We start from the raw sequence: 20,019 nt of genomic DNA, 5'->3' as shown, positions 1-20,019 counted from the left end.
ACGAAATACTCCGTTTTTCGGAAGTATTTATATAGAAAAGAAGCTGATCTAAAAATAGATCAGCTTCTTTTTATAAGATTAAACTAAGTTTAATACAGTTACTTTTTCACGTGTCATAGACTCAAGGCTCTTACGAATACCTTGTGCGCCCATACCTGAACCTTTTACACCGATGAATGGGAAGTGGTCAGGGCCGCGCTCTGTGCGTCCGTTAATTTGTACAGAACCAGTTTCGATTTTGTTAGCAATTGCAAATGCTTTGTTAATGTCTTTAGTGAAGACACTTGCTTGCAGACCGAACTCTGATTTGTTAGCAATTTCAATTGCTTGTTCATCTGAAGAAACACGGATGATTGGAAGGATTGGGCCGAATGGCTCTTCCCAAGCAACTTTCATCTCTTCTGTTACGTGATCGATTAATGTTGGGTAAATTAAGTTACGCTCACGTTTGTTACCGATAACGATTGTAGCACCTTTTTCTACAGCGTCGTCAACTAAACCTTGAACGAAGTCAGCAGACTTGTCGTCAATTAATGGAACGATTGTGCTGTCTTGTTCTGGAGATCCAACTGATAGTTCAGCTACTTGCGCTTTTAATAAGCTAACAAGCTCGTCCGCTACGTTTTCGTGTACAAGTACACGTTTAATAGCTGTACAACGTTGACCAGAGTAAGAGAATGCACCGCTTACGATATGGTTTGCAGCATCTTGTAAGTCAGCATCTTCACGAACGATACCAGGATCTTTACCACCAAGTTCTAATACAAGTGGAATCATTGAAGCTTTTTTCGCTAAATGTTTACCTGTGTTTGTACCACCTGTGAACGATACCATATTGATGCCTTCGTGCTCTACTAAGTAGTCACCAATTACAGAACCGCGTCCTGTAGCTACGTTTACAAGACCTTTTGGAAGGCCAGCTTTGTGAAGTGCTTCAACCATTTTAATACCACTAATTGCACCTTGAGTTGCTGGTTTGAAAATAACAGCGTTACCCATAATTAATGCTGGTGCAAGTTTTGCAGCAGATAAGTTTACTGGGTAGTTAAATGGTGCGATTGCTAATACAACACCAAGTGGTGCGCGTTGGATAATCGCAAGTTTAGATTTTGTACCGCCCGGGAAGCTATCGCCCATCATGCTTTCTCCGTGCATATGTAAAGCTTCTTCGATCGTGTAACGAATGAAGTCAGCTGTACGAACAACTTCTTTCTTCGCATCTTTATATCCTTTACCGACTTCTTTCATAATGATATCGGCAATTTCATCCTGCATATTTACGAGCTCATCAGCCCATTTATATAAGTATTTTGCGCGATCTTGTAGGGAAGCTTCAGCCCATGATTTTTGAGCTTCTTTTGCAGATGCAATTGCTTCATCCACTTCTCCGCGAGTAATTGCTTGTACTTGTCCAATTACTTCGTGTAAGTATGGAGATGGAATTTCGATTGTTTCTCCTGAAGAGCTTTCTCTCCATTCTCCATTTAAATAAAATTTGTACGTATTGCTAGTTGTCATGATTAGTCCTCCTAAAATAGCAACTTGTAAGAGTGAGTATAAGGTGATTGTAGGGGGTTTGATAACATTTTTCAAATGAAATGTTTGTGAAAACGATTTCTTATTCTTTTTTTATTTTGTATACCCTTTCTTACAGAACATTCCTTTATTTCAGAATGATGTAGCGTATATTTTCATGCGGTTTGTGAAAAAATAATTGACAGAATACTCAATAAAGTTGTAAGATTATAAATGGAAAATAAATGAAGGGGGTGTGCGTAATGATTGTAATCGTAAATGTAATGGGCTTAGCTCTGTTAAATGGCAGAAAACATTCATATCATTACGCAACCCGTACGGATATATAGGGCATCTTTGTCTTATAAAAAGCGTACGTTGCGTATATCGTAACGTACGCTTTTTATGCATTCCTGTGCATATCGTCAAGCGGCGGTATGCTTTTTTTTGTTTATTTTCCCTTGTTTAGTTCCGATAAAAAACTTTGGAAGGTGGAAAAATGTGATGAGATTGTATGGGTTACGAAATGTAAATGTGATGGGTCTGGATAGTGGATAAAGAAATGAGAGGTAAACGAGAACGAGAAGGGAGAGGTTACATTGTTATCAGTATTACTAAAGTTAAAATGGTTTTTTAGGGAGCACTGGAAGAGATATAGTATTGCCATTGGAGCTCTTTTAATTGTGAATATAGTTGAAGTTATTCCCCCGAAAGTGTTAGGGGTTACGATAGATAATATAAAAACAGGAACGTTATCGAACGAAGCAATTATGCAATCTATTCTTATTTTAATAGGGGTTACAATCGTTGGGTATGGTCTTACTTTCGTATGGCAACATCAATTGTTTGGAGGTGCATTTGTACTTGAGAAAACGATGCGCTCTAAATTTATGGGGCATTTACTTAAGATGACGCCGACTTTTTATCAAAAAAATCGTACTGGCGACTTAATGGCGAGGGCAACGAATGATTTAAAAGCAATCGCTATGACAGCTGGTTTTGGTATATTAACGCTTGTGGATTCTAGTTTATACATGCTTACGATCGTTTTTATGATGGGATTTACAATTAGTTGGGAGCTTACATTTGCAGCGCTTATTCCGCTTCCAATTATGGCGTATGCGATGAATATATATGGAAAGAAATTGCATGAAAGATTTACCGTTGCGCAAGATGCGTTTGGTGATATGAACGATAAAGTGCTTGAATCAATCGCTGGTGTGCGTGTTATTCGTGCATACGTACAAGAGAATGCAGATGAGGAAAGATTTCATCACTTAGGAGATGACGTCTACGAAAAAAATATGAAAGTAGCGAGAATTGACGCATTATTCCAACCAACTGTGAAAATGCTTGTTGGCCTTAGTTATTTAATCGGTTTAGTGTACGGGGCATATCTTGTATTTCAATCAAAGGTAACACTTGGTGAACTTGTTTCATTTAACGTGTATTTAGGGATGATGATTTGGCCGATGTTTGCAATTGGTGAATTAATTAATGTTATGCAAAGAGGAAATGCTTCGCTTGACCGTGTGAATGAAACGTTAGCGTATGAACCAGATGTAAAGGATCCGAAACATCCAAAGCTTGTGCAAGAGCCGGATTATATTCAGTTTGATGACGTTACCTTTTCATATCCTTCATCAACTGAAACAAATTTAAAAAAGGTTTCGTTTACCTTAAAACAAGGGGAGACGCTTGGGGTTGTCGGAAAAACAGGAAGCGGGAAAACGACGCTTGTACGTCAGCTTCTTCGTCAATATCCACTTGGAGATGGAGATATTGCAGTTTCTGATGTGACATTAGATAAAATGACGAATGAAAATGTACTCGGCTGGATTGGTTATGTACCGCAGGAGCATATTTTGTTCTCAAAAACAGCGCGAGAAAATATTTTATTCGGAAATAGGGAAGCGACTGAAGAAGAACTAGAGAAAGCAATTGAAATTGCTGCGTTTAAAAAGGATTTAGAGTTTTTACCAGAAGGGTTAGAAACGCTCGTTGGAGAGAAAGGTGTTTCTTTATCAGGAGGGCAAAAACAAAGGATCTCGATTGCAAGAGCTGTTATTCAAAATCCAGAAATTTTAATTTTGGACGATTCTTTATCAGCTGTAGATGCTCGTACGGAAGCAGCGATCATTGAAAATATAAGAACGGAAAGAAGCGGAAAGACGACGATTATTACGACGCATCGTTTATCAGCAGTGCAACATGCGGATTGGATTCTCGTTATGGATGAAGGCGCAGTTATAGAAGAAGGTACGCATGCTCAGCTTATCCAAAAGGGAGGCTGGTATGCCGAACAGTTTGAAAGACAACAAGGTGAAAGTGAAAGTGCGGATAGTGGGGTGAAAATATGAGCGTTTCAAAACGATTGTTTCAATACGCGATGAAAGTGAAAGGGACGATTTTTGCTGCGATGTTAATGTTATTTATTTTCGTCATCGCAGAGCTTGCTGGTCCTTTCGTCGCTAAAACGATGATTGACGATCATATCGTCGGGATAGAGAAACCTTGGTATGAAACAGAACAGAGTGAAGATGCTGTTTCGTATAATGGGGCTTTTTATAAGCGAAGTGATCGCTTTGAACAAGGCGAGAAAAAAGGAAAAGAAGTACGCGTGATGCAAGTCGGTTTTCAATATTATTTTGTACCGAATAAAGTAAATGTAGAAGGATCACGTACTGTAAAAGGGGATATGATTACCGTTCAAAATGGTAAGGCGGTGCAAGTTTATAAAGCGAAAGCATTAACAAAGGAAGAAGTATTTGCATTTTATAAGCCAGAAATAAACCGTCTATTATTACTTGGTGGTGGCTATTTTGCTTTATTAGTAGTCGTATCATTATTTGCATACGGAAAGCAGTTCTTCTTGCAAAAGGCAGCGAACAAAATTATTCAAATTATGAGGGAAGATGTGTTTTCTCATATTCAAACGTTGCCGATTCGTTATTTCGATCATTTACCAGCAGGGAAAATTGTATCGCGTGTCACGAATGATACGGAAGCCATTCGTGATTTATATGTAACGGTACTTGCGACATTCGTCTCTAGTATCATCTATATTATAGGGATATTTGCGGCATTATTTTTACTCGATGTAAAATTGGCAACGATATGTTTACTCATTATCCCGATATTAATCGTTTGGGCAATTCTTTATAGAAAATACGCGTCTGTATACAATCATAAAATGCGCTCTCGTTTATCTGATATTAACGGAACAGTAAATGAATCCATTCAAGGGATGCCAATTATTCAAGCGTTCCGTCAAGAGCGTGAAACGAAAAAAGAGTTTGAAGAATTAAATGGCGATTATTTTAAGTATCAAAATAAAATTTTGAATTTAAATGCAGCAACTTCTCATAATTTAGTATCCGTATTAAGAAATATCGCTTTCACAGGTGTGATTTGGTATTTCGGTGGCGCTTCATTAAGTGCTACAGGCGTCATTTCTCTAGGGATACTGTATGCGTTCGTTGATTATTTAACACGATTGTTCTCACCGATTACAAATATGGTGAATCAGCTTGCTAACTTAGAACAATCGCGTGTTGCCTCAGAGCGTGTTTTTGAATTGTTAGAGGAAAAAGGAGAAGCAGTAGAAGAAGAGCGTATGCCTCGCTTACAAGGAAATGTGAAGTTTGATAATGTATCGTTTTCTTATAATGGGAAAGATGAAGTGTTAAAAAATATTTCTTTTGAAGCGAAACAAGGGGAGACCGTGGCACTTGTCGGTCATACTGGATCAGGAAAAAGTTCTATTATGAACGTACTCTTTCAGTTTTACGAGTTTGAAAAAGGAAAGCTTACGATTGATGGTCATGATGTAAAAGAGATGCCGAAACAAGCAACTCGTGAACATATGGGAATTGTACTGCAAGATCCGTTTTTATTTAGCGGAACAGTAGCATCTAATGTAAGTTTAGAAAATGAAAAAATTTCAAAAGAGCGCATCGTAAAAGCATTGCGTGATGTTGGTGCTGAAAGATTTGCGAACAATATAAATGAAGAAATTACGGAGAAAGGAAGTACTCTTTCAACCGGAGAACGTCAGCTTATATCGTTTGCTAGGGCGCTCGCTTTTGACCCAGCCATTTTAATTTTAGATGAAGCGACATCTAGTATCGATACAGAAACAGAGGCGATGATTCAACAAGCGCTAGAAGTTGTGAAAAAAGGAAGAACGACATTTATTATCGCTCACCGACTTTCAACAATTAAAAGCGCAGATCAAATTATTGTGCTTGATAGAGGAACCATTTTAGAAAAAGGGTCTCATGATGAGCTAATGAAAAAGCGCGGGCGTTATTATGATATGTACAAAACGCAAATGGAAGGGAACCAGAGCGCTTAATAGGTAAGGTGGAGAACTTGTGATTTTCACAAGTTCTTTTTTTAGTGAATCAGGGCAGTTAAATAAGAAGTATTATTTTACCTTTCGTACAATAAATGCTATATTAAAAAATGTTACTTATTTTTTGTATGTAGCATTATTTTTCCCTTTTGTTTGATTATGAAGAAAAAGGATAAACTAAATAAGAACATTTTCATTGAAAAATTGTTCAAGATTGCATACAATCAATATAGTTTTTAAATTCCTATCAGAATACTTGGAGGATTACTATCATGAAGAAATTATTTTCAGTGCTTGCAGTAACTACATTAGCGATCGGGATTGTAGCCGGCTGCGGTAAAGAAGAGAAAAAAGATACAGCTAGTCAAGACGCGTTACAAAAGATAAAACAAAGCGGTGAACTTGTAATTGGAACAGAAGGTACATACGCACCGTTCACATTCCATGATTCAAGCAATAAATTAACTGGATTTGACGTTGAACTATCAGAAGAAGTTGCAAAACGTTTAGGTGTAAAACCTGTATTTAAAGAAACACAATGGGATAGCTTACTTGCTGGTTTAGATGCAAAACGTTTCGATATGGTTGCAAACGAAGTTGGTATTCGTGAAGACCGTCAAAAGAAATATGATTTCTCTAAACCGTACGTTTCATCTTCAGCGGCATTAGTTATTGCAAAAGATAAAGATAAGCCTGCTACATTTGCTGATGTAAAAGGTTTAAAAGGAGCACAATCTTTAACGAGTAACTATGCAGATATTGCTAAGAAAAACGGTGCGGAAATTATTGGTGTAGAAGGATTTAGCCAAGCGGCAGAATTATTAGCTTCAGGACGCGTTGATTTTACAATTAATGATAAGTTATCAGTATTAAATTATTTAGAAACGAAAAAAGATGCAAAAATTAAAATTGTAGATACTGAAAAAGAAGCTTCAGAAAGTGGATTCTTATTCCGTAAAGGTAGCACTAAGCTTGTACAAGAAGTAGATAAAGCGTTAGAAGATATGAAAAAAGACGGTACGTATGACAAAATAACGAAAAAATGGTTCGGTGAAAATGTATCTAAGTAGTGCATTAGTTTCAGATCGATTGTCTACTTGGATAGATATTATGCAGACTTCCTTCATGCCTATGCTGAAGGAAGCTGTTTTTACAACAATTCCATTAACGCTTATTACATTTATTATCGGGATTATACTGGCAACGTTAACAGCGCTCGCACGTATTTCTGGTAGTCGTATTTTACAATGGATTGCTCGTATCTATGTATCTATCATTCGCGGAACGCCACTTCTTGTACAATTATTTATTATTTTCTATGGACTTCCAACTCTTAATATTGAAGTTGAGCCATATACAGCAGCAGTTGTTGGATTTTCATTAAATGTCGGTGCATATGCATCTGAAATTATTCGTGCTTCTATCCTTTCCATTCCGAAAGGGCAGTGGGAAGCAGCTTATACAATTGGGATGACATATCCACAAGCATTAAAACGTGTTATTTTACCACAAGCAACGCGCGTATCAATCCCGCCGCTTTCGAATACATTTATTAGCTTAGTGAAAGATACTTCGTTAGCATCGTTAATTTTAGTAACAGAAATGTTCCGAAAAGCGCAGGAAATTGCGGCGATGAACTACGAGTTTTTAATTGTTTATTTTGAAGCAGGTCTTATTTATTGGGTTATTTGTTTCTTATTATCAATCGTACAACAGATGTTAGAAAAGCGTTCAGAACGCTACACATTAAAATAATCCTTTTACAAAAGGAGTTTTTGTTTTTATGATTTCAATTCAGCACTTACAAAAAAGTTTCGGAGATAATACCGTACTAAAGCATATAGATTTAACAGTTGAGAAGGGCGAGGTTGTTGTTATTATTGGGCCGTCTGGATCTGGTAAAACGACATTCTTACGTTGTCTCAATGTATTAGAAACGCCAAACGCTGGTAATATTCGTATCGGTAATAAAGAGCTTAACTTCTCTCAAAAAGTAACGAAGAAAGATATTGTTAATCTTCGTACGCAAACAGGTATGGTATTCCAGCACCATAATTTATTCCCGCATTTAACAGCACTTCAAAATGTAATGGAAGGGCTCGTTACAGTGAAAAAGATGGGGAAAGAAGAAGCAAAGAAAAAAGCACACTATTTCCTTGAAAAAGTTGGTTTAGCAGATAAAGTGGATTTATATCCGTTCCAATTATCAGGCGGACAACAACAGCGCGTTGGAATTGCGCGTGCGCTTGCGATGGAGCCGGAAGTGTTACTATTTGATGAGCCGACATCAGCGCTTGATCCTGAACTCGTTCAAGAAGTTCTGAAAGTAATGAAAGAACTTGCTAAAGAAGGCATGACGATGGTAATTGTAACGCACGAAATGCGCTTTGCACATCAAATTGCAAACCGCGTTATTTTCATGGATGGCGGTGTCGTTGTCGAACAAGGTACACCAGAAGAAGTATTTACAAATCCAAAAGAAGAACGTACGAAGAAGTTTTTACAAATGTTGCAATAAATTAAGGAAGGTCTCAAGGCATATGCCTTGAGACCTTTTTGCCATATATATTTATTTGTGGAATCCGCCAAGGCTTTGCTCAGCCATTGCAACTAGACGTTTTGTGATTTCTCCACCAACTGAACCGTTAGCGCGAGCCGTAGAATCTGCTCCTAATTGTACACCAAATTCTTGAGCGATTTCGTACTTCATTTGATCGATTGCAGCTGTTGCACCTGGTACTACTAATTGATTTGAAGAATTTTGGTTTGCCATAGGAATATATCCTCCTTAGAGTTATAAAAGTTTTTTTGGTTGGACTAGCTGGAGTTGAACCAGATTATCGCCCCGATTGGCGCTAATCCATCGGTAATTAAGTTTGTACTCATAGTATGGATGTTACCTAGAAAGATATACAAAATAATAATTTGTAAATTTTGTCAAAAAAACTTATTGATTTCGTAAATTATGAAATAAGAGTAATCGTTGTATTTTTAAGAAAACAGGCCAAACTAAGGAGGATATTAAATATAATTTTCTCATTGTAGCCTGCTACTTGTAGGCTAATTATTAGCTTCTTATTTATGATTTATTGAAATAAAAATGAAATCGGTAGCAACTTTATAGTTCTATTTTTAAGTAGGGATGGAGTGGGCACTCCTATGTCTGGATAGGTTGCTCTCTTCACTCTAAAAAAGAGAGGCTTTAAACGATAAAGTATGGAGGAATCATGATGGGGATTTGCCCGCTTTGCAACGCATTAGAATCACAAACATATTCTTGTCAAAATTGCCAAAGTATACTCCAAGATTATGGGAAGTCTGTAGATTATATAGACGATTATAGTGCCTATATGGATCAAGAATTATTAAGTGCAGTAGATGGTTTAACGCATAATAATTCAAATGAATATTGCAATCATATTTTTTATTGCGGAGTATGTAATGTGGAAACTGAGGTTGTAGTAAAACTTGTGTAAATAGAAAACTTCCACCTTATTATCTAGGTGGAAGTTTTTGTTTTTGCATTTGTGAGTGAATCATAGGAGAAGGGATACATTCGGTGTTTGATGAAGTCCCGGATTTTATTTGGGACATTTTTTCTTTTGTATCACGTAAAGAATGTTCAGTTAAGTAGATGGCATATTCGTAAAATAACTGGCGTGTCAGTTCACTTTGTTCTTTTAATTTGGCATCTTGGAATACAGTTCGCCCAGGTTTAGAGTTGGCTTCAAATAACCACGGATTTTCCTTTGTGTCTAAACCGATATCGAAACCAATCTCACCGATGTTTCCAGTTACTTGCTCGTCGAGTGCATAACTTATTTGCAGAGCTGTTTGTTTTAATTTATTTTCAATTTGAACTTGCTTCGTTGAATCTGGAAAAAGCTCTTGTAGCAACTTTGTATCACCGCCGCTATTTACATGAGTTGTTAAACTGCCTTTGCCGGCGATTTTGGCGACGATTGCACTAACTATCCAATTACCGAAATGATTTTTATTTGTATGAATGCGGAAATCAACAGGTTGACCATCAAAGCGAAGTAACGAAATACCTTGCTGTACGATAAACTTTTTTAAATCATGTCCTTTTAATACGTGGTTTAGAAGAGTTTCTAATGATTGATACTTTCTTAGTTTATTTTCTTCATTTTCGCGATAACGACAGTAGTAGCAATTCTCTGTTTGAGAATAAAATATTTGATGAATATTTCTACCGAAGCTCCCGTGTATTGGTTTCATGTACACAGATTTATACGTGCCAAGAAACCGTTCTACTTGTTCAAAATGCTGAAATGCTTCTGTGTTTGGTAATAAGGGTCTAATTGATTCGTCTTTCATAAGAAGTTGATGAACTTCCCATTTGTTGAAAAAACCTGGGTTAAACCATGGAATGGAGTAGTCTTGTTCTAACTTTCTTTTTGCTCTGACAATTGGTTTATAATTTTCCGCTTGTCGATTCGGTAATCGATCGTAAATGACGTTTGGTAAAGGGACCTTTTTCTTTATCCATTGTTTCTCTCGAAAGAAATATCCTTCAATCGTTTCTTCTTCCCAGTTTATATGTTGAACGCCAAAGACGAATACGAACGGTCGTAATGAGAATGGTGGTGTTAACAACTCACTGAGAGCAATTGAACGATTTCCTAAAGGATTAGAAGAATCATCGTTAAAGCCAGTTGTGAAAATGCCGATTAATGGTCCGAAAATAATTGTTTGGTTTTGTGTGAATGCATGAATAGTAGTTGATTGAGGTAGTAAAAGTTTATCGGCAATATGTTTTCCAATAATAATTTCGCGAGTAAAGGAATAATGAATTTTTACTTCTTCACTTGCTATATGACGTATGCCGAAGGAGAGGGATGTAATAGGTGGCGTAATAGAAAAAACGTAAGGTAAAGTAATACTATTTGGATGTTCATCTGAAATGTTTAATGTATATATATGTTCTTTCAAAATAGGTTTACCTCCTTTCATTATGGTGTAAAGCGACTGAATTTAAGTGGTCCGTGAAATATCTTTTCAGCTAATGAATCACTATGACGAATGTATTGTTCGTAAGGAGGGATCGTGTTGACATACATAAGCCAGATTGCACCTTTTTGATCCATAATTGTGGAAAGTTCTAGTTCAAATAACGAAGAATAAGACTGATCTAGTGTTTGGAATACTTCATTTATAATGTCGTGTAAAGCGTCGTGTAATAGTTGCACACCTGTACTAGATAGTACGTATTTAATTTTTGAAAATGAATGTAATGAATCATCGTCCGTTGTTGAGGGTAAAAGCTGATTAGGAAATGAGCTTTTTTGTATAAATTGACCGATAACATTCCAAGTTTGTTCTTTGTTTTTTTGCAAAATGGTTCGAATGTGCAGTGGATATGTTAATTGATTTGGTGGTTGTAGCATAGTGTGCGCTATGTAACGTGATGAACGTATGTTAGATTTACACCAAGATATAAATTCGTCTGTGCGTTTGAGTGGAATAGAAGTATGGTATTTTTCATTTACTGTATCGATCTGAAACGTTTTATTTTTGTAAGCGACTCGATATAAGTTATCTTTAGAATGTATATTAGTGGGGCGTATAATAATATCTTTAGTTTTTAACAACAGTTTGAAAATGTTTTGTATCGTCGCAATTTCAAATTTTGGTATATAAGGAGACAGTTTTTTATTAGTGAGAAATAAATCATGTAGTTCACTTGAATTAATAAGTGTGTTATTTAAAAAGGTAGTGGAAGGACGATTGTGCAAAGAGTGAATAATTGATTTTACTTTTTCAAAGTCTGTTTCCTCTTGAAAAGAATAACGATCATATATATAAGAAGGAATAGGGAATGTTTGCTTTTTCCATTTTCCTGTATCTGTATCGTAAATAAGACCAGAAACAAGGTCTGTTTTAGGATCAATACAAAATGGCGTAAACTGGGCAACGACATTATGATAAAGCCGAGCGCGTTTAGCGATTTCGGTGTAATACGTTTGCTCATAATGAAGTTTAGAAGTTAAAAGGCCGAGAACCAACGAAATCACTCCTTTACTACTATTTGCATAATAGGCGAAGCTATATATTGCAAATACGTTTTTATACCATTATACTTTTGTCCGTATGATGATATGCTATAGTTTTGGAGAAGTGAAAGGTTGATTGTAATGAATATATGGTTAAATATGTTAACGACGACAGGACTCGGAGCAATTATTGGAGGATATACGAATCATTTAGCGATAAAAATGTTATTTCGTCCTCATCGTCCTATTTATATCGGAAAGTTTCAAGTTCCATTTACACCAGGGTTAATTCCGAAGCGGCGTGATGAACTTGCTGTTCAATTAGGAAAAATGGTTGTAGAACATTTGTTAACACCAGAAGGAATCGGAAAAAAGCTAACAAATGAAGAGTTTCAAAAAGGTTTAATTCACTGGGCGCAAGTGGAAGTGGATAAAGTAATTACGAATGAACAATCACTGCGATATATGTTAGAAAAATGGAATGTAGCACATGTAGAAGAAGAAGCGACTCGAAAAATCGAACATGTGATTACAGAAAAAATTCATGCATTTTTAGCAGAGTATTATACATATACATGGGAACAGGCTTTACCTCATTCTGTACATGAAAAGATAGAGAATGCGATTCCGAATGCCTCGGCGTTTATTTTAGAGCGAGGAATTAGCTTTTTTGAAAGTGAAGAAGGGAAAGCGCGTCTTTCAAAAATGATTGATGATTTCTTTGCTTCTCGTGGAACGCTACTTAACTTAGTTGGGATGTTTTTAGGAAATGTAAGTGTTGTGGATCGTGTGCAGCCAGAAGTTATTAAGTTTTTAGGGCAAGATGCTACAAAGCAGCTTTTAACTGACGTACTGCAAAAAGAGTGGGAAAAGTTAAAAGGAAGAGATGTAAAAGAATTAGAAGCATTTGTAGAGAAAGAAATGATTGTAAGCTCCGTGCTGTCAGCAGTTAAAGTAGAGGAAACAGTGAGTAAGTTTTTAAATCAATCTGTTCAGCAAGTATGTGAACCAGTTCGAGAAACAATTATTGAAAAAGTGGTTCCAAGTGTAGTAACGAAAGGCTTAAAGTGGGGAACAGAAAACGTAGAGAGTATACTAAACAATCTACACCTTGCGGAAATTGTCCAGCAAGAAGTGTCTACATTCTCAACAGAAAGATTAGAAGACTTAGTTCTGTCTATTACGAAAAACGAATTAAAAATGATTACGTATTTAGGAGCGTTATTAGGCGGAATGATCGGGCTCGTACAAGGATTGTTACTATTGTTTCTTAGATAATAAGGTGAGTACATAGAAATAAAAGTGAAATTTCTTCACATCTCTTGCATAGTTTGATATGGTAAGAAGAGGTGCGTATGTAAATGCACTGAAAAGGCAGTGCGTATGAAAAGCGCTAGCCTTCTAAAGGAGGAAAAATAAAATGACAAAGAACATTCATGATGTTGCATATGAATTACAAAAAGCAATCGCTGAAAACGATGACTTCAAAACTTTAAAAGAGAGCTACGCAGCAGTTCAAGCTGACACAGCTTCAAAGAACTTATTCGATGAGTTCCGTACAATGCAACTTAGCCTACAACAAAAAATGATGCAAGGCCAAGAAATCACTGAAGAAGACAACCAACAAGCACAAGAAGTTGTAGCTCGCATTCAACAAGATGCTAAAATTACAAAATTAATGGAAACTGAGCAACGCCTAAACGTTGTAATCGGTGACGTTAACAAAATTATCATGAAGCCACTTGAAGAATTATATAGCGCGCAACAACAAGCGTAATAGTGGAAGACGCTCCTAGGGGAGCGTCTTTTTTGTTTAGGGAATTTAATAGTTATATCACAAAAACTCTCTTTCAAAATAGCCATTTCTTATTGATTATTTTGAAAGGGATATGTAACACATCGGTTAATTTTTTTTATTGCTGTTAATTGAAATTTTAATATTTTTTTCGTTCAAAAACTTTTCAATCTCTTTTTGTTTCCTCCCATTTATTTTCTCAAGGCGTTTCGTAAAAGAAAAATTCGCCTTGAATAAGTTACCATCTTGGGCGAGTTTGTCTAACTCTTGATCTAGTTCTACTGAAAGTGCTGTAGACGATGAAATAAATTCATATATTTCTTTTGAAGGCTTTTTGTAATCATCAGGGATTGTATTGTTACTAATAAAATTATGGAAGTTTGCATCATTTTGCTTCGCTAACTCTATTAGTTTTTGTAATTTTTCTCGGTCAGATTCAGTGAAATTCTTATCAGAATTTGTTGAAGCGAGAGGAATTATATTTTCAGCTAACTCCCAACTATAATCTATATAATTTTTTATATTTTGTTTCATTTCGTCTTCACTAATAGTTTCATTTTTCTTTGAGGAACTAAATATATTTTCTGGAACTTTAATAGCAACATCTTTGATAGATTGTACATCATTTTTTTCCTTAGGCTGTACACTGTTTGAACAAGCTGATAGAAATAACATTGTAAGTAACATGAATGGGTATAAAATATAATTTTTCATCTTAATCTCCTTTTGCATTAGTGTCGTTGCAAAATAGCTACATTCCATTTCAAATACCTAACTAAAGCTACGTATAGATGTTTTATCATTTGATAACATATGACGGATATTAGTAAGCCGATGCAAAAGGCTATGAATACATTGTAAACATCGGAATAACTGATTTGATGAAACCCTTTAAAGAATCCTAACCCTATTAATAATATAGGTGAAATAATTAATAACGGTGTAGCAATTATAAGTGCTAGAAGAAGCGGTAATAGAAAGAGTAATACGAAAAAGGCGATAATGATAAATATAAAGTTTAAAAGACTTAAGCTCATAACAGAAAACAGTGCTGTCATAATGTTTTTTAGGCTGCGTTTCTTGTCAGCTTTACTGATTACATATGAAATATTAAGTTCTTTAGCGATAGTTTTAGGGTTTCCTAGTTTTTTAGAAATTTCCTCTTCAGATATTCCATCTTGTTTACCACTAATAAAATGAGTTTCGTACTCCGAGATAATATCCTCCTTTTCTAAATTAGGCATATTCTGTAGGGAAGAACTAAGTTGCTCTAAAAATTCACTTTTGTTCATAACAATCACTTTCCTTTATAAAATGATGAATTATGGCTGAAAATCCTATCTTTTTTCTAAACAGCACACACAATCTATATTTACTTTTTGAAAGGCGATATACTAATTGTAAATAACATTCCAAATAATGGTTATTCCATTATTTACAAATATATCACTTGCTATTATTCTTTGCAAGGTACTATAAATTTGTTAATAATGTGAATAGGTGGAAGTATTTTTGTACATTTTTAGAAGAGATATAAAAATGTTATTTTAAGATAAACAAAAGGTTGTAAGCGCATTCTTTAAATCTTGTCAAAATAATATCGAATTCATATTGTTGGAAAAATAATGCATTTGTAATATAATGATAAATGATACTTCACCACATTAATTAACTAGGTGAAATTAAAAATCTTTATTACACAAATTATGAAACAAAGGAATGATTAGTTTGAGTACAGGTGTAAAAGTAAACGACGTGAAGACAAAAACAAAAGGAGCAGATCTTGTTGTTGATTGTTTAATTAAACAAGGTGTTACACATGTTTTCGGTATTCCAGGAGCAAAGATTGACTCTGTATTTGATGTATTGCAAGAAAGAGGACCAGAGTTAATCGTTTGTCGTCATGAACAAAATGCAGCATTTATGGCAGCTGCTATTGGTAGATTAACAGGGAAACCGGGCGTATGTCTTGTAACTTCAGGACCAGGGACATCAAATTTAGCGACAGGTCTTGTTACTGCGAATGCGGAGAGTGATCCCGTTGTTGCTTTAGCTGGTGCAGTACCGCGTACGGATCGATTAAAACGTACGCATCAATCTATGGATAATGCTGCACTATTCGAACCAATCACAAAATATAGCGTAGAAGTAGAGCATCCTGATAATGTGCCAGAAGCACTTAGTAATGCATTTCGAAGTGCGACTTCCACAAATCCGGGAGCTACTTTAGTAAGTCTTCCGCAAGACGTTATGACTGCGGAAACAACTGTAGAGTCTATCGGTGCGCTTTCTAAGCCACAGCTTGGAATCGCTCCCACAAATGATATTACATATGTAGTAGAAAAAATAAAATCAGCGAAATTACCAGTTATTTTACTCGGTATGAGAGCGAGCACAAATGAAGTGACGAAAGCTGTTCGTAAATTAATTGCGGATACAGAACTTCCTGTCGTTGAAACATATCAAGCAGCTGGTGCGATTTCACGTGAGTTAGAAGATCATTTCTTCGGCCGCGTTGGATTATTCCGTAACCAACCAGGTGATATTTTACTAGAAGAAGCAGACCTTGTTATTTCTATCGGTTATGATCCAATCGAGTATGATCCAAAGTTCTGGAATAAACTTGGCGACAGAACGATTATTCATCTTGACGACCATCAAGCAGATATCGATCATGATTACCAACCAGAGCGTGAATTAATTGGTGATATTGCCTTAACGGTAAATAGCATCGCAGAAAAGTTACCGAAACTTGTGTTAAGTACGAAATCAGAAGCGGTATTAGAACGATTACGCGCAAAATTATCAGAACAAGCAGAAGTTCCAAATCGTCCTGCAGAAGGTGTTACGCATCCACTTCAAGTGATTCGTACACTTCGTTCTTTAATTAGTGACGATACAACTGTTACATGTGACATCGGTTCCCATTCTATTTGGATGGCGAGATGTTTCCGTTCTTATGAACCACGTAGATTATTATTTAGTAACGGCATGCAAACGTTAGGTGTTGCACTTCCTTGGGCAATCGCAGCGACTTTAGTAGAACCAGGTAAAAAAGTAGTTTCCGTATCAGGTGACGGTGGTTTCTTATTCTCAGCGATGGAGTTAGAAACGGCGGTACGTTTAAATTCTCCAATCGTCCATCTTGTTTGGAGAGACGGCACATATGATATGGTTGCATTCCAACAAATGATGAAATACGGCAGAACATCAGCTACAGAGTTTGGCGATGTTGATCTTGTTAAATATGCGGAAAGTTTCGGGGCGTTAGGTCTTCGTGTTAACACGCCTGATGAATTAGAAGGTGTATTAAAAGAAGCATTAGCAGCAGACGGTCCTGTCATTATTGATATTCCAATTGACTACCGTGATAACATTAAATTAAGCGAAAAATTATTACCAAACCAATTAAACTAATGGAGGCAGATTTGAGATGACTGTTGCGCAATTAATCGATATTGATGCAAAAAGAACGAAAACGAGTAATGAAGTATATCAAACATCTACAATGCTTGCGCTATTAGATGGTATATATGATGGTGTGATTAGCTTTGAGGAATTGAAAGAACGTGGTGATTTCGGCATCGGCACATTTGATCAATTAGATGGTGAAATGATTGCATTTGATAACGAATTTTATCATTTACGTTCAGACGGTTCAGCAGAAAAAGTAGAGCCAGAAGAAACAACACCGTTTGCGACTGTAACGTTTTTTGAAAAAGAAATGAGTTATACGGTAGAGCGTCCGATGAATCGTGAAGAAGTTGAAGCGTTATTACATGAATTAATGCCAAGTAAAAACTTATTTTACGCTATTCGAATGGACGGTACGTTCCGTGAAGTAAGAACGAGAACTGTTCCAAGACAAGAAAAACCGTATACACCACTCGTTGAAGTGACGAAATCGCAACCAATCTTTTCGTTTGAAAATACAGAAGGTACGCTTGCTGGATTTTGGACACCAGATTACGCACAAGGTATTGGGGTAGCTGGATTCCACTTACATTACATTGATGATGAAAGAAGCGGAGGCGGACATGTTTTCGACTATGTTGTAGAAAACTGCACGATCCAAATTTGTCAAAAAGCTCATATGCATTTAGCACTTCCAGAAACAGCAGATTTTATGGCGGCTGAATTATCAAGAGAAAACTTAGAGGATAATATTGCAACTGCGGAAGGTGCAGAGTAAAAGGGAAGCCGATTCGGCTTCTCTTTTATTTTGAGTTACTCCCGATATGCGGAACAATGCTCATCAGAAATAGAATAGTTCTCTTTACCAGTTAAGGCTGATACTTCTACTAATTGATGTCCAAGCCCATCCCATACTGTAACAGTATATAAGGATGACCATTTAATATTCCCACGAGCGAGTCGGAAAGAATAATAGTCGTTATCTGTTGTTACTAAAACTTTGTTATAAATAATATTTTTCGTTTTTTTATTTTGTAAAATAAGGACAAAGTCTAGTTTATCTTCTTCTTTCGGAATTTGTAGTATTCTTGCTACAAACATTCCATTTGGGTTTTTCTTCGTTTTATATACTTTTTCTGATTCTATTTTTAGTTCAGGTTTGCCTCTCATAATCTCTCCCTTTAACATATGCTTACTTCTTTGAAACAAACGGATGTCCCTCATAATAAAAACGCCACGGATAATGTACAGCTTCTTCTGCATAGTCGATATTAATACGAGGTCCTGCTGTTATTTTATATTGTGATGATATGTGTTCTTCTTTTGGAACTAATTCAATATGTAACGTATCACTTTGTAACGATACACCGCGTTCTTCTAAAGTAATTCCGAGGGCACGGCATAGTTTGCCAGGACCGTTCGTTAAATTTTTGTACTGCGCTTTTGTAATTTCGGTCTTATTGTAGCGCGCTAGTTTTATTTCTTCTATTCCATCTACCGGCTCAAGGGCTCGAATGAGAACACCTTGCGGGGTGCCCGCTGGTGCTGTAATAACGTTAAAGCAATGATACATACCGTAAATTAAATATACGTAAGCATGCCCTGGTGCACCAAACATAACTTCTGTGCGGTCCGTTCGTCTGCCTCCGTAACTATGTGCGGCCTTATCATCGGGGCCTTTATATGCTTCTACTTCTACAATGATTCCGCTTCGCTTTATTCCGTCTACAATATGAACAAGTTTTTGTCCGAGTAATTTTTTTGCGACTTCTAACGTATCGCCTTCATAAAAAGAAGGAGGTGCCTGCATTGTACTATCTCCTTTACTAAGTGTATATGTATATAGTAAACCAAATTTTCAGTAGTAATTCTAACTCGTTCTATTTATCGGGTGTATTTCATAAATTATGGATAGAGTACAACAGCGAAGAGGGGGAGTGCGACATGATTTATCGCTTACTAGCTCTTAATATAGATGGGACACTACTATACAACAATGGAAAAATTGCAAAAGGATTAAGAGAAACAATTGAATTTGTGAAAAGAAAAGATGTATACGTTACGTTATTTACGAGTCGTAATTTTCAATCCGCTCATAAAGTAGCAAAGGCGTTAAAATTAGATTCCATATTAGTGACACATGGTGGTGCTTTCGTTTCAGCAACGTTAGATAAGCCGTACGTTCAAAGAAGATTATCTGAAGAGAAGACTTTTAACATTGTGCAAGTGTTAGAGCACTTTGATTGTAACGTACGTATTTCTCATGAACGGTTTTCAATAGGAAATCGTGAGAGAAATACACCAAACTTAATTGCGCGCACTGTATTATCAAGCGCAGATCCGTTATTTTATCCAGTTCAATTTGTAGATTCGTTAGGTGACGCGCTTCGTGACCATCCGGTAGCGGCGCCAAAAATTGATGTTCTTTTCCAAACTAAAGGTGAAAAAGAACGCGGGCTAAATACATTAAGAAAAGCGTTCCAAGATGTAGAGTATGTTGAATGTGATTCAAAACGAATAGAAATTTTACCGCAAAATGTATCAAAATTACGTGGATTACAATTGCTTGGAGAGCATTTAAATATTTCGCTAAATGAAATGGTTGCGATTGGAGATAGTATGGAAGATTTAGAGGTTATTGAAAACGTGGGACTTGGGGTAGCGATGGGGAACTCGCCTGTAGAATTAAAGCAAGCAGCAGATTGGATTACACGTTCAAATAGCGAAAACGGTGTAGAGTATATGATTAAAGAGCATTTCCGTAAGCAATTCCCGCTTCCGTTTTTGAAGAATCATAAAAATACACCGAAACGATGACAGAAAAACGTAGCTTTTTGGCTACGTTTTTTTGTTTATCTTATTAAAAACAGTGAAAGCGTTTTAAAATATGAATTGTGTATGAAATCTATACAATTCACTTGAAT

Annotated in this window: 19 protein-coding genes; 11 read left to right on the top strand and 8 right to left on the bottom strand. The window is 36.2% G+C overall.

Going from position 1 to position 20,019, the window contains the following annotated elements:
* Window positions 1-78: 78 nt before the first annotated feature.
* Complete coding sequence (gene gapN, locus ES895_RS20645) at window positions 79-1,518, bottom strand: NADP-dependent glyceraldehyde-3-phosphate dehydrogenase (RefSeq protein ID WP_000213634.1); 1,440 nt, start codon at window positions 1,516-1,518, stop codon at window positions 79-81.
* Between the two features lie 596 nt (window positions 1,519-2,114).
* On the opposite strand from gapN, the gene ES895_RS20635 reads away from it, so the two are divergent.
* The 5 genes from ES895_RS20635 (at window position 2,115) to ES895_RS20610 (ending at window position 8,390) form a co-directional block, all read left to right on the top strand.
* Window positions 2,115-3,875: an ABC transporter ATP-binding protein gene (locus ES895_RS20635; protein WP_000953785.1), complete on the top strand. Its 1,761-nt coding sequence runs from the start codon at window positions 2,115-2,117 to the stop codon at window positions 3,873-3,875.
* Window positions 3,872-5,872 carry an ABC transporter ATP-binding protein gene (locus ES895_RS20630; protein WP_070757334.1) on the top strand — a complete coding sequence of 667 codons (2,001 nt, stop codon included), beginning with the start codon at window positions 3,872-3,874 and terminating at the stop codon, window positions 5,870-5,872. Before ES895_RS20635 ends, ES895_RS20630 begins: the two co-directional genes overlap by 4 nt.
* A 272-nt stretch (window positions 5,873-6,144) precedes the next feature.
* Entirely contained in the window at window positions 6,145-6,942 is a 798-nt protein-coding gene (locus ES895_RS20620; protein ID WP_000732836.1) for an amino acid ABC transporter substrate-binding protein, read from the top strand.
* On the top strand, window positions 6,929-7,627 hold the full coding sequence (locus tag ES895_RS20615) for an amino acid ABC transporter permease (protein WP_000281499.1): 699 nt from the start codon (window positions 6,929-6,931) through the stop codon (window positions 7,625-7,627). The genes ES895_RS20620 and ES895_RS20615 overlap by 14 nt, the downstream gene beginning before the upstream one ends.
* A 28-nt stretch (window positions 7,628-7,655) precedes the next feature.
* A complete protein-coding gene (locus ES895_RS20610; RefSeq protein ID WP_000623608.1) occupies window positions 7,656-8,390 on the top strand; it encodes an amino acid ABC transporter ATP-binding protein in 735 nt (244 codons plus the stop codon).
* A 51-nt stretch (window positions 8,391-8,441) separates the two neighbouring features.
* Here ES895_RS20610 and sasP read toward each other — a convergent pair whose 3' ends face one another.
* Window positions 8,442-8,645 (bottom strand): small acid-soluble spore protein, SasP family, encoded by a 204-nt coding sequence (gene sasP, locus ES895_RS20605; RefSeq protein ID WP_000013338.1) that lies wholly within the window; start codon window positions 8,643-8,645, stop codon window positions 8,442-8,444.
* Window positions 8,646-9,102: 457 nt separating this feature from the next.
* On the opposite strand from sasP, the gene ES895_RS20600 reads away from it, so the two are divergent.
* A complete protein-coding gene (locus ES895_RS20600; RefSeq protein ID WP_000510474.1) occupies window positions 9,103-9,348 on the top strand; it encodes a hypothetical protein in 246 nt (81 codons plus the stop codon).
* A 19-nt stretch (window positions 9,349-9,367) separates the two neighbouring features.
* Here ES895_RS20600 and ES895_RS20595 read toward each other — a convergent pair whose 3' ends face one another.
* Window positions 9,368-10,825: a YheC/YheD family endospore coat-associated protein gene (locus tag ES895_RS20595; RefSeq protein ID WP_048567846.1), complete on the bottom strand. Its 1,458-nt coding sequence runs from the start codon at window positions 10,823-10,825 to the stop codon at window positions 9,368-9,370.
* Window positions 10,826-10,845: 20 nt separating this feature from the next.
* A complete protein-coding gene (locus ES895_RS20590; RefSeq protein ID WP_000242814.1) occupies window positions 10,846-11,898 on the bottom strand; it encodes a YheC/YheD family endospore coat-associated protein in 1,053 nt (350 codons plus the stop codon).
* Window positions 11,899-12,027: 129 nt separating this feature from the next.
* Between ES895_RS20590 and ES895_RS20585 the strand changes: the two genes are divergently transcribed.
* Window positions 12,028-13,164: a DUF445 domain-containing protein gene (locus tag ES895_RS20585; RefSeq protein ID WP_135238610.1), complete on the top strand. Its 1,137-nt coding sequence runs from the start codon at window positions 12,028-12,030 to the stop codon at window positions 13,162-13,164.
* A gap of 142 nt (window positions 13,165-13,306) precedes the next feature.
* Window positions 13,307-13,663, top strand: a complete 357-nt coding sequence (locus tag ES895_RS20580; protein WP_000164610.1) for a YlbF/YmcA family competence regulator — start codon at window positions 13,307-13,309, stop codon at window positions 13,661-13,663.
* 126 nt (window positions 13,664-13,789) lie between these two features.
* Here ES895_RS20580 and ES895_RS20575 read toward each other — a convergent pair whose 3' ends face one another.
* Both ES895_RS20575 and ES895_RS20570 read right to left on the bottom strand, forming a co-directional pair.
* Complete coding sequence (locus ES895_RS20575; protein WP_000800756.1) at window positions 13,790-14,395, bottom strand: NDxxF motif lipoprotein; 606 nt, start codon at window positions 14,393-14,395, stop codon at window positions 13,790-13,792.
* Between the two features lie 17 nt (window positions 14,396-14,412).
* Window positions 14,413-14,973 (bottom strand): HAAS signaling domain-containing protein, encoded by a 561-nt coding sequence (locus tag ES895_RS20570; RefSeq protein WP_135238609.1) that lies wholly within the window; start codon window positions 14,971-14,973, stop codon window positions 14,413-14,415.
* 436 nt (window positions 14,974-15,409) lie between these two features.
* On the opposite strand from ES895_RS20570, the gene alsS reads away from it, so the two are divergent.
* A complete protein-coding gene (alsS, locus tag ES895_RS20565; RefSeq protein WP_000103546.1) occupies window positions 15,410-17,098 on the top strand; it encodes an acetolactate synthase AlsS in 1,689 nt (562 codons plus the stop codon).
* Window positions 17,099-17,114: 16 nt separating this feature from the next.
* Window positions 17,115-17,873 carry an alpha-acetolactate decarboxylase gene (gene alsD, locus ES895_RS20560; RefSeq protein WP_000215044.1) on the top strand — a complete coding sequence of 253 codons (759 nt, stop codon included), beginning with the start codon at window positions 17,115-17,117 and terminating at the stop codon, window positions 17,871-17,873.
* Window positions 17,874-17,908: 35 nt separating this feature from the next.
* On the opposite strand, the gene ES895_RS20555 is transcribed toward alsD, so the two are convergent.
* Together ES895_RS20555 and ES895_RS20550 are read right to left on the bottom strand one after the other, a co-directional pair.
* Window positions 17,909-18,265: a hypothetical protein gene (locus ES895_RS20555; RefSeq protein ID WP_003311779.1), complete on the bottom strand. Its 357-nt coding sequence runs from the start codon at window positions 18,263-18,265 to the stop codon at window positions 17,909-17,911.
* Window positions 18,266-18,287: 22 nt separating this feature from the next.
* Window positions 18,288-18,905, bottom strand: coding sequence for a DNA-3-methyladenine glycosylase (locus ES895_RS20550; protein WP_001148778.1), 618 nt, complete (start codon window positions 18,903-18,905; stop codon window positions 18,288-18,290).
* A 134-nt stretch (window positions 18,906-19,039) separates the two neighbouring features.
* Here ES895_RS20550 and ES895_RS20545 point away from each other — a divergent pair, with 134 nt between their 5' ends.
* Window positions 19,040-19,912, top strand: coding sequence for a Cof-type HAD-IIB family hydrolase (locus tag ES895_RS20545; RefSeq protein WP_000640431.1), 873 nt, complete (start codon window positions 19,040-19,042; stop codon window positions 19,910-19,912).
* The last annotated feature ends 107 nt before the right edge of the window (window positions 19,913-20,019 follow it).

It is taken from the genome of Bacillus sp. 007/AIA-02/001 (assembly GCF_004634455.1).
GTDB classification, from domain to species: domain Bacteria; phylum Bacillota; class Bacilli; order Bacillales; family Bacillaceae_G; genus Bacillus_A; species Bacillus_A cereus.
This window is presented reverse-complemented; position numbering and strand designations above follow the sequence as displayed.